Origin of the sequence: Hydrogenophaga sp. (genome assembly GCF_051007235.1) — a bacterium.
Classification (GTDB): Bacteria; Pseudomonadota; Gammaproteobacteria; order Burkholderiales; family Burkholderiaceae_C; genus Hydrogenophaga.
In genome coordinates, this window is the sequence record NZ_JBPCSJ010000204.1 from 30,775 (window position 1) to 43,912 (window position 13,138).

Annotated in this window: 13 protein-coding genes; 3 read left to right on the forward strand and 10 right to left on the reverse strand. The window is 67.3% G+C overall.

The window, feature by feature from the left end; all coding sequences use genetic code 11:
• Positions 1 to 26: 26 nt before the first annotated feature.
• The 8 genes from ACR2JA_RS07525 to ACR2JA_RS07560 form a co-directional block, all read right to left on the reverse strand.
• Positions 27 to 1,217 (reverse strand): MFS transporter, encoded by a 1,191-nt coding sequence (locus tag ACR2JA_RS07525; protein ID WP_434008475.1) that lies wholly within the window; start codon positions 1,215 to 1,217, stop codon positions 27 to 29.
• On the reverse strand, positions 1,214 to 2,743 hold the full coding sequence (gene rmuC, locus ACR2JA_RS07530) for a DNA recombination protein RmuC (protein WP_434008476.1): 1,530 nt from the start codon (positions 2,741 to 2,743) through the stop codon (positions 1,214 to 1,216). Before rmuC ends, ACR2JA_RS07525 begins: the two co-directional genes overlap by 4 nt.
• On the reverse strand, positions 2,740 to 3,729 hold the full coding sequence (locus ACR2JA_RS07535; RefSeq protein ID WP_434008477.1) for a 2-hydroxyacid dehydrogenase: 990 nt from the start codon (positions 3,727 to 3,729) through the stop codon (positions 2,740 to 2,742). Before ACR2JA_RS07535 ends, rmuC begins: the two co-directional genes overlap by 4 nt.
• A gap of 40 nt (positions 3,730 to 3,769) precedes the next feature.
• Positions 3,770 to 5,185: a sodium:proton antiporter gene (locus tag ACR2JA_RS07540; RefSeq protein ID WP_434008478.1), complete on the reverse strand. Its 1,416-nt coding sequence runs from the start codon at positions 5,183 to 5,185 to the stop codon at positions 3,770 to 3,772.
• A gap of 176 nt (positions 5,186 to 5,361) precedes the next feature.
• Complete coding sequence (locus ACR2JA_RS07545; protein ID WP_310563976.1) at positions 5,362 to 5,709, reverse strand: FKBP-type peptidyl-prolyl cis-trans isomerase; 348 nt, start codon at positions 5,707 to 5,709, stop codon at positions 5,362 to 5,364.
• 35 nt (positions 5,710 to 5,744) lie between these two features.
• Complete coding sequence (locus ACR2JA_RS07550; RefSeq protein WP_434008479.1) at positions 5,745 to 6,464, reverse strand: nitroreductase; 720 nt, start codon at positions 6,462 to 6,464, stop codon at positions 5,745 to 5,747.
• The gene (locus tag ACR2JA_RS07555) at positions 6,461 to 6,913 is read right to left on the reverse strand and encodes an acyl-CoA thioesterase (protein ID WP_434008480.1); all 453 of its coding nucleotides are present in this window, start codon (positions 6,911 to 6,913) and stop codon (positions 6,461 to 6,463) included. Before ACR2JA_RS07555 ends, ACR2JA_RS07550 begins: the two co-directional genes overlap by 4 nt.
• Before the next feature lie 26 nt (positions 6,914 to 6,939).
• The gene (locus ACR2JA_RS07560; RefSeq protein WP_434008481.1) at positions 6,940 to 7,908 is read right to left on the reverse strand and encodes a histone deacetylase family protein; all 969 of its coding nucleotides are present in this window, start codon (positions 7,906 to 7,908) and stop codon (positions 6,940 to 6,942) included.
• Positions 7,909 to 8,164: 256 nt separating this feature from the next.
• Between ACR2JA_RS07560 and ACR2JA_RS07565 the strand changes: the two genes are divergently transcribed.
• Positions 8,165 to 8,710: a phasin family protein gene (locus tag ACR2JA_RS07565; protein WP_434008482.1), complete on the forward strand. Its 546-nt coding sequence runs from the start codon at positions 8,165 to 8,167 to the stop codon at positions 8,708 to 8,710.
• A 227-nt stretch (positions 8,711 to 8,937) separates the two neighbouring features.
• Here ACR2JA_RS07565 and ACR2JA_RS07570 read toward each other — a convergent pair whose 3' ends face one another.
• Positions 8,938 to 9,861 carry a patatin-like phospholipase family protein gene (locus tag ACR2JA_RS07570; RefSeq protein ID WP_434008483.1) on the reverse strand — a complete coding sequence of 308 codons (924 nt, stop codon included), beginning with the start codon at positions 9,859 to 9,861 and terminating at the stop codon, positions 8,938 to 8,940.
• Positions 9,862 to 9,951: 90 nt separating this feature from the next.
• Here ACR2JA_RS07570 and ACR2JA_RS07575 point away from each other — a divergent pair, with 90 nt between their 5' ends.
• Positions 9,952 to 11,007 (forward strand): extracellular solute-binding protein, encoded by a 1,056-nt coding sequence (locus tag ACR2JA_RS07575; RefSeq protein WP_434008484.1) that lies wholly within the window; start codon positions 9,952 to 9,954, stop codon positions 11,005 to 11,007.
• A 151-nt stretch (positions 11,008 to 11,158) separates the two neighbouring features.
• On the opposite strand, the gene ppk2 is transcribed toward ACR2JA_RS07575, so the two are convergent.
• The gene (gene ppk2, locus ACR2JA_RS07580; RefSeq protein WP_434008485.1) at positions 11,159 to 12,073 is read right to left on the reverse strand and encodes a polyphosphate kinase 2; all 915 of its coding nucleotides are present in this window, start codon (positions 12,071 to 12,073) and stop codon (positions 11,159 to 11,161) included.
• Positions 12,074 to 12,226: 153 nt separating this feature from the next.
• On the opposite strand from ppk2, the gene ACR2JA_RS07585 reads away from it, so the two are divergent.
• Positions 12,227 to 12,985: a 3-hydroxyacyl-CoA dehydrogenase gene (locus ACR2JA_RS07585; RefSeq protein WP_434008486.1), complete on the forward strand. Its 759-nt coding sequence runs from the start codon at positions 12,227 to 12,229 to the stop codon at positions 12,983 to 12,985.
• The last annotated feature ends 153 nt before the right edge of the window (positions 12,986 to 13,138 follow it).

A 13,138-nucleotide genomic window follows, 5' to 3' on the forward strand; every position in this document is an offset into this window, starting at 1 on the left:
CCCCGCTGTCCACAGAGTTCCGCAGGTCAGACATCCAGGCGTTGCGGCTCGGGCGGATGCGCGGCCAGGGTCTTGCGCATGCGCCAGGCCAGCCGCGAGCCAGCGCCGACCACCCCGCCCACCACCCAGAACACCCCGCTGATGCCCACCAGCACCCCCGCCGAACCGAACAGCAGCGGCATGAGCACGCTGGAACCGTTGATGGCCATGGAGCGCAGGCCCAGCGCCTCGCCGTGCCGGTGTTTCGGCGTGATCTGGTGCAAGGTGCTCATCACCATGGGCTGCACCGACCCCAGCGCCAGCCCCAGCAACAGAGAGAGCAGCCCCATGGCCCAGGCGGTGTGCACCAGCGGGTACAGGGCGAACAGCAGCGCGGTGCTGACCATGGCGATGCCGATCACCGTGCCCTCGTGCAGGCGCGCGGCCAGCCAGGGCATGAGCAGGCGGATGGCGGTGGCCGCCAGCGCGAAACCACCGAGGATGGTTCCGATCACCGTGGCCGACAGCCCACGCTCGTGTCCCAGCACCGGCACCAGGAAGGTGTGCACGTCCCAGCAGGACGCGAGCATCCAGTTCACCAGCATCAGGTGGCGGAAGGGCCGGTCGCGCAGCAGGTCCCACGATGAACGGCCGCGCGATGGCTCGGCGGAGTCGGTGACCGGGTGGTCGGGCACGCGCCGCACCCACCACCAGGCCAGCGAGGGCAGCAACGCCAGCAGCAGGTAGGCCGCGCGGAATCCGCTGGCGTCGATCAACAGACCCGCCAGGAAGGGCCCCAGAAAGTTGGAGATGGACGGGCCGATGGCCACCCAGCTGAACACCTGGCGCAGTTCGGTGGCGTCGCTGGCCATGTGGCCCACGTGGCGCTGCAGCGCGATCATGGCCAGGCAGACGGCAGCGCCGCTGCTCAGGGCGGTGAGGCAGAGCACGGCAAAGTGCGGCCAGGCCACCGAGCACAGCCCCCCGGCCGTGGCCACCACGCTGGCCAGCACAAACGGCCGCTGCAGTCCGTGCCGTTCGGCGTAGCGCCCGGCGGGCAGCGCCAGGAACACCTGGGCCAGCGCGAACAGCGCCAGCAGCACGCCGACCGCGGCGGCGCTGTGCCCCTCGCGCAGCGCCATCAGCGGCGCGGCCATGCGAAAGCCGGTCATGCACGCGTGCACACTGATCTGCGCGCCGATCAGGCGGGCGAGTGCGGTGCGGGTGCCGGCCTTCAAGCGCGGTCGGCGTCGGGCGCGTCCAGCAGGTCGGTCGGCAACAGCGCGGTGGCCTTGTCCTGCGGCAGCGCCTCCACCGTCTTGAGTGCGCGGCCCATGGCGCGGCTGCGGGTTTCGGCCGCGTCCAGGGTGTTGAGCACGGTCTGGGTCTGGTTCTTGACCTTGGCGAGCACATCGCCGAACTTGCCGAACTCGGTCTTGACCGCGCCCAGCACCTGCCAGACCTCGCTGCTGCGCTTCTCCAGCGCCAGGGTGCGAAAGCCCATCTGCAGCGCGTTGAGCATGGCCATCAAGGTGGTGGGGCCGGTCAGGGTGACGCGGTGGTCGCGCTGCAGCGCTTCCATCAGCCCCGGGCGGCGCAGCACCTCGGCGTACAGACCTTCGGTGGGCAGGAACAGGATGGCGAAGTCGGTGGTGTGCGGTGGCTCCAGGTACTTCTCGGCCATGCTCTTGGCCTCGAGTTTGATGCGCTGCTCCAGGCCGCGCGCGGCCAGCTCGACGCCCTCGGCGTCGGCGCGCTGTTGCGCGTCCAGCAGGCGCTCGTAGTCTTCGTTGGGAAATTTGGCGTCGATGGGCAGCCAGCAGGGCGCGCCGTCGTCGCCGCGCCCTGGCAGGCGCACCGCAAAGTCCACCATGTTGCGGCTGCCCGGTCGCGTGGCCACCTGGGTGGCGTATTGCTCGGGCGAAAACACCTGCTCCAGCAGCGCGCCCAGTTGCGCTTCACCGAACATGCCGCGCGTCTTCACATTGCTCAGCAGGTGCTTGAGATCGCCCACGCCCTGGGCCAGGCTCTGCATTTCGCCCAGGCCTTTGTGCACCTGCTCCAGCCGGTCGGCCACCTGCTTGAAGCTCTCGCCCAGCCGGGTTTCCAGCGTGCTCTGCAGCTTCTCGTCCACCGTGGCGCGCATCTCGTCGAGCTTGGCGGCGTTGCTGGCCTGCAGCTGTTGCAGCTGCGCGTCGAGCGTGGCGCGCAACTCCCCCAGGCGCTGCTGGTTGCTCTCCATCATGGCCCTAAGCTGCTGGGTCAGCGTGTCGCCCAGGCTGCCGCGCAGCTGGACCAGTTGCTGCGCAAACGCGTCGATCTGGGCGTTCTGCGTGCGGGTCGCCTCCTGGGCCTGCTGGCCCATGCCCAGGCTGATCGCCTGCAGCTGCTGCGTCAGCGTGTCGCCCAGCGTGCCGCGCAGCTGCAGCAGCTGCTGGGCAAAGGCGTCGAGCTGGCTGTTCTGCGTGCGCGTCGCTTCGGCGTCCTGCCGGGTCAGGGTTTCCTGGAAGGTGGCCAGGGTCTGCTGGATCTCCTGCCGGCCGCCGCGCGCGCTCTCGCTGATCTCGCGGCGCAGCTCGCTTTCCACCCGCTCGATGCGCTGACCGGTCTGTTGCGTCTGGCCTTGCAGCGCATCCAGCAGCTGCTGGCGCTGGGCCACCGCCTGCGCATCCACCGGCGCGCGGCGCAGCAGCAGCCACAGCAGCAACAGCCCGTTCAACACCCCCAGGGCCAGCAGCGCCCACACCAGTGCGCCGTCGCTCATCGGCCCAGCACCTGAGGGTTCAGCGGCGTCAGCGCCTTGCCTTCGGTGAGGAAGGCGATCAGGTTGTCGGCCGCGAGCTGGGCCATGGCCATGCGCGTGGGAATGGTGGCGCTGGCGATGTGCGGTGTGAGCACCACGTTGGGCACGGTCAGCAGCGCGGGGTTGACGGCGGGCTCGCCCTCGAACACGTCCAGCCCGGCGGCGGCGATGCGCTGCTCGCGCAGCGCGGCGACCAGCGCGTTTTCGTCGACGATGCCACCCCGCGCGATGTTGATCAGCGTGGCCGTGGGCTTCATGCGCGCGATCTCGGCCGCGCCCACGGTGTGGTGCGCCGCCGGCGTGTAGGGCAGCACCAGCACCACGTGGTCGGCCTGCTCGAACAGCTCGTCCTTGCCCACGTAGCGGGCCTTGCAAGCCGCCTCCTTGTCGGGGTCCAGGCGGGAACGGTTGTGGTAGATCACGTTCATGCCAAAGCCATGGGCGCCGCGGCGTGCAATAGCCTGGCCGATGCGGCCCATGCCCAGGATGCCCAGCGTGCTGCCGTGCACCTCGGCCCCGGCAAACAGGTCCAGCGACCATTCCTTCCATTGACCGGCGCGCAGGAAATGCTCGCTCTCGGTCACGCGGCGCGCGGTGGCCATGAGCAGGGCAAAGCCAAAGTCGGCGGTGGTTTCGGTGAGCACGTCGGGCGTGTTGGTGCCCAGCACACCGGCGGCCGTCATGGCCGGCAGGTCGAAGTTGTTGTAGCCCACTGCGATGTTGGCCGCGATCTTGAGCTGCGGGCAGGCCGCCAGCAGGGCCGGGTCGATGCGCTCGCCGCCGGTGGTCATCACACCGGCCTTGCCCTGCAGTTTTTCGGCCAGCTGGGCCGCGCTCCAGAACACACCGGGCGGTGTGGACTCCACCTCGAAGTGCTGGCGGAGCTGGTGCTCTACCTCGGGGAAAACGGCGCGGGCGATCAGGATGGAGGGGCGTGGGGTGCTCATGTGCCGATGGTAAACGGCCCCCCCGCGCCCCGCTGTCACATCAGGCGAAGAACAGCCAGGTCATGAGGGCAAACAGCGGCACCAGGATGCCGAAGGACCAGGCCATGTAGCCAAAGAAGCTGGGCATCTTCACGCCCCGGTCCTCGGCGATGGCCTTGACCATCAGGTTGGGCGCGTTGCCGATGTAGCTGTTGGCCCCCATGAACACCGCGCCGGCCGAGATGGCCACCAGCGTCGGCGCCAGCGTGGTCATGAGCACCTGCGCATCGCCGCCTGCGGTGTTGAAGAACACCAGGTAGGTCGGCGCGTTGTCCAGGAAGGAACTCAGGATGCCGGTGGCCCAGAAGTACATGGCCGGGTTGGGCGTGCCGTCGGGGTTGGTGACCGCGCGCACGACGGCGCCGAACGGCCCGTCCACGCCGGCCTTGAGCATGGCGATGACGGGGATGATGGTCAGGAAAATGCCGGCGAACAGCTTGGCGACCTCCTGCATCGGGCCCCAGCTGAACTGGTTGTCGGCGTGCACGCCGCTGGGCGTGAGCTGCAGCGAGGCCACGGTGATGGCGATCAGCCCGACATCGCGCAGCAGGCCGGGCAGGCCCACCTCGGTGCCCGCGATGTTGAACACCACGTCGGACTTCCAGAGCCCGCTCATCAGCACCAGGCCCACCACGCCGGCGAGCAGCAGGAAGTTGACGCTGCCGTCGAAGCCGAACCCGCGGTCATCGGGCGTCGGATCCATGGGCCGGACCTCTTCCCGCTTGTGGTAGTACCACCAGTCCAGTGCGTAAAACAGTGCCAGCAGCACGCCGATCAGGAACGCCGTCTCGGGCAGGATGTGGACCAGCGTCCAGCTGAACTCCACGCCCTTGAGGAAGCCCAGGAACAGCGGCGGGTCGCCCAGCGGCGTGAGCGATCCGCCGGCGTTGGACACGATGAAGATGAAGAACACCACCACGTGCACCACGTGCTTGCGGTTGTCGTTGGCGCGGATCAGCGGGCGGATCAGCAGCATCGAGGCCCCGGTGGTGCCCATCAGGCTGGCCAGCACCGCCCCGATGGCCAGGATGCCGGTGTTCAGCGCCGGGCTGCCGTGCAGGTTGCCCTTGATGTAAATGCCACCGGCCACGGTGAACAGGGCGGTGAGCAGGATGATGAACGGGACGTACTCGGCCAGCAGCGCGTGCACCACCCCAGCCCCCGCCGCCCCGGGGCCGAACACGAGGGCGAACGGCAGCAAAAACGACAGGGCCCAGGCCGCCGCCACCTTGCCGAAGTGGTGGTGCCAGAAGATGGGCGCCACCAGTGGCATGAGCGCAATGGACAACAGGATGCCCGCAAACGGCACGCCCCAGAGCACCGACAGCTCGGCACCGTTGAGTTCCGCAGCGTGCGACAGCACGGGCAGCAGGCCAGCGGCCAGCGCCAGCAGGCGGGGAAGGAGGGGTTTGTTCAAGTGATGTCTCCAGCGATCGGCCGCGCTACAAGGCGCTGGCTCTTATGGGGGGGCGATTGGCGCCGGGCGCCATGACCACCGAGGCTTCGGCGGGTCCTGGCGTTGGACGGCTCCCCCTGGCCAGAAGATGCCAAGGGGGCGCGATGAGGCCCAACGGCGCGTGGGGCTCGGGCGGGTCAGACCGCCAGCAGGTCCACTTCGAACAGCAGCGTGGCGTTCGGCGGGATCACGCCACCGGCGCCGCGGGCGCCGTAGCCCAGGGCGGCCGGGATCACCAGGCGGCGCGTACCGCCGACCTTCATGCCTTGCACGCCTTCGTCCCAGCCCTTGATGACGTGGCCCGCGCCGAGCGGGAATTCAAACGGCTGGCCGCGGTCCTTGCTGGAGTCGAACTTGCTGCCCTGCACGCCGTCGTTGAACAGCCAGCCGGTGTAGTGCACCTGCACAGGGCGGCCGGCCTTGGCTTCGTCGCCGTTGCCGACCACGGTGTCTTCGTACTGCAGGCCGCTGGGGGTGGTGATCATGGAATGTCCTCGTTGGATGGAATGGGAACCCGCGATTATTCCAGCCAATGCGTGAAGCTCGCCACCGGCTCGCGCGGCGTGATGAAACCGTTGACCTTGTCGGCCGGATCGGCGTAACCCAGCGCCATGCCGCAGACCAGCATCTCGTTCTCGCCCGCGCCGATGTGCGGCAGGATGATCTTGGCAAAACCGTTCCAGGCGGCCTGCGGGCAGGTGTCCAGCCCGTGGGCCTTGGCGGCCACCATGATGTTCTGCAGGAACATGCCGTAGTCGACCAGCGAACCGCGACCCATGACCTTGTCCAGCGTGAACATCAGGCCGACGGGCGCGTCGAAGAAGCGGAAATTGCGCTGGTGCTGCGCGTGCATCTTGTCCTTGTCGCCCTTGGTGATGCCCAGCAGGCCGTACAGGCTCCAGCCGTTCTCGCGGCGGCGGTCGATGTAGGGACTGACCCATTTTTCCGGGTAGTAGTCGTACTCTTCGCGGTACTGCTCGGCCAGCGACGGGTCGGCCCGCAGGGCGTCGTGCGCGTCGCAGCACTTCTGAACCAGGTTGTCGCGGCTGGCGCCCTGCAGCACGTACACCTTCCAGGGCTGGGTGTTGGTGCCTGAGGGCGCCCGGCTGGCGACCTGCAGGATGTGCTCCAGCGTCGCGCGCGGCACCGGCTGCGGCCGGAAAGCGCGCGCCGACAGGCGGGTGGTGATGGCGGCGTCCACGCTCGCAGCGTCGATGGTAAAGGTGGGGTTTTGCGTCATCGAATGGTCTCCAGGGTGCGTTTGAGTTTTTCAGGCAAAGGCACGGGCCGGCGGGTCTGCCGGTCCACGTACACATGGACAAAATGACCACAGGCGGCGGCGAGCGGTTCGCCCTGGGCGAACAGGCCGACCTCGTAGCGCACGCTGGACGAACCCAGGTGCGCCGCGCGCAGGCCCGCCTCGATGGTCTGCGGAAAGGCCAGCGGCGCGAAGTAATTGCACTGCGTCTCGATCACCAGGCCGATCACCTCGCCGGCGTGGATGTCCAGCGCGCCCTGCTCGATCAGCCAGGCGTTGACCGCGGTGTCGAACCAGCTGTAGTAGACGACGTTGTTGACGTGGCCGTAGACGTCGTTGTCCATCCAGCGCGTGCCGATGGAGCGGAACACGCGGTAGTGGTCGCGCGGCAGGGCCCGGGGTCGGGCAGACGGGGCGGCGGGAGCGTTCATGGCGCCCGATTCTGCCCGCCCCGCTGTCAGGCGGCTGTCGCCGCCGTGCGTCCGGCGGTGCCGGGCCGTGCGGCCCAGCGGGCGTGGTATTCCAGCGCCACGCGGTAGGTGTTCATCTGCACCTGCACCGTGGTCTCCATGTCGGTGCCGTAGCCGCCGGCCATGACAAAGACCAGCGGCAGCCGGCGCTGCCAGGCCCAGTCCATCACGCGGCGGTCGCGCGCTTCCAAGCCGTCGAACGTGAGTTTCAGGCGCCCGAGCCGGTCACCCTCGTGCGGGTCGGCGCCGGCCAGGTAGATCACCAGCCCGGGCTCGAAGCGGCGTTCCAGTTCGTCCAGCGCGCGCTCCAGCGCCTCCAGGTATTCGGCGTCCCCGGTGCCGTCGGGCAGTTCCACGTCCAGGTCGCTCGGCTCCTTGCGGAACGGGAAATTTTTCTCGCCGTGCAGCGACAGGGTGAACACGGAAGGATCGTTGGCAAAGATGCGCGCCGTGCCATTGCCCTGGTGCACATCGAGGTCGACGATCGCCACCTTCAGCGTCCCGCGCGCCCGGTGCCGGCGCGCGTGCTCGGCCTGCATCAGGCGCGCGGCCACGGCGGCGTCGTTGAACACGCAGAAGCCACTGCCCTTGTCGGCATACGAATGGTGCGTGCCGCCGGCGATGTTGGCGGCCATGCCCTCCCCGCCCAAGGCAGCCCGACAGGCCTGGATGGTGGCGCCCACCGAACGGCGCGCCCGCTCGGCCATGGCCGGGCTCCAGGGGAAGCCGATTTCGCGCTGGGCGGCGGCGCTCAGCGTGCCCTGCTGCACGGCCTGGATGTAGGCCGGGCGGTGCACCAGCGCCAGTTCGCCATCGGTGGCAGGCTCGGCCTGGCCCAGCACGACGGAGGGGCACTCGGCGACCAGGCGGTCGCGCAGGCGGCCGTACTTGGCCATGGGAAAGCGGTGCCCCGGGGGCAGCGGCAGAACGAACTGGGTGGCGTAGAAAACGTGCACAGGGCAACTCGATCAACGGGGAAGCCGATTGTGACCACGCCCCGGGACCACAGCGGGGTGAGCGGGTTCTAGAAAGTTACATCTAGATTGTTGCGATGCAGCAAAAACCCCTTGCGCACGTCCTCGGCATCCCTATAATTGAAACCATGTTGCAGTGCAGCAAAGCGAACGAAAAGAACAGCGTCGAGACAGCGCGGGGTTCGGGAGCAGCTCTCAACAAACCAAACGCCCCTTCCTTTTTTATTGGAGTACCCACATGCTGACCGCTGAACAAATCGTCGCCGCACAAAAAGCCAATATCGAAACCCTCTTTGGCCTGACCCAGAAGGCCTTCGAAGGCGTGGAAAAGCTGGTCGAGCTGAACGTGCAAGCCACCAAGGCCGCTCTGAGCGAAACCGCCAACAGCACGCAAGCCCTGCTGTCCGTCAAGGACGCCCAGGAACTGCTGACGCTGCAAGCCAGCCTGATGCAGCCCCTGGCCGAGAAGACCGTGGCCTACAGCCGCCACCTGTACGACATCGCTTCGGGCACCGGTGCCGAGTTCGGCAAGGCTGCTGAAGCGCAAGCCGCCGACGCACAGAAAAAGTTCATGTCCGTCGTGGACAACGCCGCCAAGAACGCTCCCGCCGGTTCCGAAACCGCCGTGGCCGTGATGAAGAGCGCCGTTTCCGCCGCCAACAACGCCATGGAATCGGTGCAGAAGGCTGTCAAGCAAGCCACCGAAATGGCCGAAGCCAACTTCAACACCGTCACCGCCCAAGCCGTGAGCGCCACCAAGGCTCCCGTCGCCAAGAAGCGCTGATCTGTACCGTTCGTGCGCCGCTGATCGAGGCTTTGACTTCGATCAAGGCGAACACAATAGAACCCATGGACACTGGTGCCTGACTTGAGAGAGCGGCGCTGGGTTCCCAACCCGTTTTTTCTGGTTGTCTCCTCGGGTCCTTTTCGAAATTCGATTTCATCGGACCCCTTCAAGCCCCAGCCGCAAGGCCGGGGCTTTTTTTATGCGCGCCCGGCACTCCGGTGGCGTCAGCCGCCCACCAGCCGCAGCTTGGCCATCTCGGCCTTCAGGCGCGGCAGCGCAGCCAGCATGGCCGCCCGGCCCGCGGCAATGGAGCGCTGGCGCGCCGAAAAGTCGGCGCTGCCGACGCCGCTGAGCGCGGGGCGCAGCACCACGTCAGCCCCCTTGAGCTCGTGCCGGTTGATGCTCTGGCCCATGATGGCCGTGGTCTGCAACAAGACCTGCAGCATGCCGTTGGCGTTGTTGCCTTCGGGGTCGGCGGAGATGTCCACCGCCAGCACCACCTCGGCGCCCATGGCGCGCGCCTGACTCACGGGTACTGGTGCGACCAGGCCGCCGTCCACGAATTCGCGCCCGGCAATCGCCACCGGCGTGAAAACCCCCGGCACCGCGCTGGAGGCGCGCACCGCCAGCGCCGCATCGCCCCGGCGGAACAGCGTGCCCTGCCCGCTGCCCAGGTCGGTGGCCAAAATGCCCAGGGGCAGCGCCATCTGCTCGATGAGGCGCCCGTTCACCGCCTGCCGCACGTAGCGGGCCAGCGCGTCGCCCTTGAGCACACCGCGCCCGTTGATGGGCAGCGTCCAATCGGTCAGCGTGGCCTCTTCCATGCTCAGGGCGGCGCGCTCCAGTTCGGCGCCGTTCATGCCGCTGGCGTACAGGGCAGCCACCAGGCTGCCGGCTGAGGTGCCCGCCACCAGATCGGGCCGTATGCCGTTCTGCTCCAGCACCTGGATCACGCCCACGTGCGCAAAGCCGCGTGCGGCCCCACCGCCCAGGGCCAGGCCCAGCCGAGGGGCGCGCCGCGCCGGTTCGGGCACCGAGGGGGTGGTCACCACCGGCGGCGTCACGGGCTCGGGCACCGTCGGCACGCTCGAACAACCGGCCAGCAACAGGATCAGGCCACCCAAGGCCCACAACTTATTAATAACCATTCTCGTTTGTGTTAGCATCGTGTTTATCGTCATCGCAGGCGCGCTCCAACAGCCACCTGCACCCTTCAAGCCCACAGCACATCCCACGCCATGCGCACATTTGCTCAGCTCCCGATTGTCCTGGCAACCGCCGTTGCCGCCCTCGCCCTGCACGCCCCCGCGTCGGCCCAGGACAAAGTGCTCAACATCTACTCGGCCCGTCATTACCAGACGGACGAGGTCATGTACGAGACCTTCACCAAGACCACCGGCATCAAGATCAACCGCGTGGACGCGGACGACGCGGGCATCGTGGCACGGCTCAAGGCCGAGGGCGCGGCATCGCCGGCCGACGTGATCTTGCTGGTGGACGCGGCCCGCATGGCCAGCGCCGACGCCCAGGGCCTGTTCCAGCCCATCAAGTCCGCCAAGCTGGACGCTGCCATTCCGGCCCACCTGCGCGCCGACGCCACCAAAGACGGCGTGACCTGGACCGGTTTTTCCACCCGCGCCCGCGTGATCGTGTACGACCCGCTGCGCGTGAAGGCGGCCGATGTGGCCACCTACGAACAGCTGGCCGATCCCAAACTCAAGGGCATGGTCTGCACCCGCTCGGGCTCCCATCCCTACAACCTTTCGCTGTTCGCCACCGTGGTCGAACGCCTGGGCGACGCCAAGGGTGAGGCCTGGCTCAAGGGCGTGGTCGACAACATGGCGCGCGCGCCCAAGGGTGGCGACACCGACCAGATCAATGCCGTGGCCTCGGGCGAGTGCGGTGTGGCGCTGACCAACACCTACTACCTGGCGCGCTTGATCAAGTCCACCAAGCCGGAGGACCGCGCCACGGTCGAGCGCATCAAGGTGGTCTTCCCGAACCAGGGCACCACCGGCACCCACATCAACATCGCCGGTGCGGCTGTGGCCAAGCACGCGAAGAACCGCGAGAACGCTGTCGCTTTCATGGAGTACCTGGCCAGCCCCTTCGCTCAGGACTACTTCGCCAACGGCAACAACGAATTCGCCGCCGCCAACGGCGTGAAGATCGCCAACCCTGCGCTCAAAGCGATGGGTGGCGACAAGTTCAAGGCCGAACAGATCCCGCTGGGCGTGGTCGCCAAGAATTTGACCAAAGTCCAGCAGATGCTGGACCGCGTCGGGTTCAAGTGAACAACTCCCCCCTGCGCCGCTGACGCGGCTTCCCCCCTCCGTGGCGCGCCTGCGGCGCTTCGAGGGGGGACAACACCTGCGGCCTGGCGAAGCCAGTTCCGCGGTGTTTCTGGTTGGATGCCGAAGGCCCGCTTCTGCGGGCCTTTGCACGTCAATACACTTGGGGCACGTAGATCTCGCCGGGCACCTGGTGGCGGCGGTAGTCCTCGTGGCGGATGCGCTCGGGCAGTTCGATCACGGGGCGTTCGATCTCGTGGTACGGCATCTGTGACAGCAGGTGGTGGATGCAGTTCAGGCGCGCCTTCTTCTTGTCGTCCGCCGGCACCACCCACCAGGGCGATTCGGGGATGTGGGTGCGCTCGATCATCACTTCCTTGGCCTTGGTATAGAGCTCCCAGCGGCGGCGGCTTTCCAGGTCCATGGGGCTGAGCTTCCACTGCTTGAGCGGGTCGTGGATGCGACCCAGGAAGCGGATCTCCTGCTCCTGGTCCGACAGCGAGAACCAGTATTTGATGAGCTGCACACCCGATCGCATGATCATCTTCTCGAACTCGGGCACGTCTCGAAAGAACGCTTCGTACTGCTCGTCGGTGCAAAAACCCATCACCTTCTCGACGCCGGCGCGGTTGTACCAGCTGCGGTCGAACAGCACGATCTCGCCCGCCGCCGGCAGGTGCTGGATGTAGCGCTGGAAATACCACTGTGTGCGCTCGCGGTCACTGGGTGCCGGCAGCGCCACCACCCGGCACACGCGGGGGTTCAGGCGTTGCGTGATGCGCTTGATCGCTCCGCCCTTCCCGGCCGCGTCGCGCCCCTCGAACAGGATCACGACCTTGTGCCCGGTGGCCTGCACCCAGTCCTGCAGCTTCACCAGTTCGGCCTGCAGGCGGAACAGCTCGCGGAAGTAGACACGCCGGCTTTCCTTCTGCTGCAGCAGCTCTTCGGCGCTGATGTCGCCCACCAACTCGTCCACGTGGCGGTCCTCGATCTCCATCTCCAGCTCTTCGTCGTAGCCATCCATCAGGTCGGTCAGGATGCGGCTGTGCAGGTCGGTGTGGTCGAACATGGGCGTGGCAGGGAGTCAAAACCGCCAGCCTAGGCACGCTGTGTGACAGCCCCGTGAAAACACCGTGACGACGGGGCTGGTCAAGGCAGCGAGCCGCAGGCCATAATTGACGTTTACGTCAACGTCAATTCACCACTTCACGAGGAACAACACATGGACATCGCAGGCAAAGTCTTCATCGTCACCGGCGGCGCATCGGGCCTGGGCGAAGGCACCGCACGCATGCTGGCGGCCAACGGCGGCAAAGTGGTCATCGCCGACATGCAGGCCGAAAAAGGCGAAGCGGTCGCCCAGGACATCGGCGGCGCCTTCGTCAAATGCGACGTCAGCAGCGAGGCCGACGGCCAGGCCGTGGTGGCCAAGGCCGTCTCCATGGGCAAGCTCATGGGCCTGGTCAACTGCGCCGGTATCGCCCCCGCCGAAAAGACCGTGGGCAAAAACGGCGCTCACAACCTGGCGCTGTACACCAAGACCATCATGGTCAACCTGGTGGGCAGCTTCAACATGATCCGCCTGGCTTCCGAAGCCATGTGCAAGAACGAACCCGAAGCCACCGGCGAGCGCGGCGTGATGATCAGCACCGCCAGCGTGGCTGCCTACGACGGCCAGATCGGCCAGGCCGCCTACGCCGCCTCCAAGGGTGGCGTGGTCGGCATGACGCTGCCGATCGCGCGCGACCTCTCGCGCAACGGCATCCGCAACATGACCATCGCCCCGGGCATCTTCGGCACGCCTATGCTGTTCGGCATGCCCCAGGAAGTGCAGGACGCACTGGCCGCCAGCGTGCCCTTCCCCAGCCGCCTGGGCACCCCCGAGGACTACGCCAAGCTGGCCAAACACATCTTCGAGAACGACATGCTCAACGGCGAAGTGATCCGCCTGGACGGTGCGATCCGGCTGGCACCGCGCTGAACCGGTCACGGCGCCCCACAGCAGATAAGCGCCGGCCAGACGTTGCGTCTGGCCGGCGCTTTCACTTATTGCCGACATGCTTGTTGATGTTCCGACTGGCATGGCTGCAGGGGGCAGGTCAGTTATGCCAACCTCGAGCGCGCTGGTCTAGTG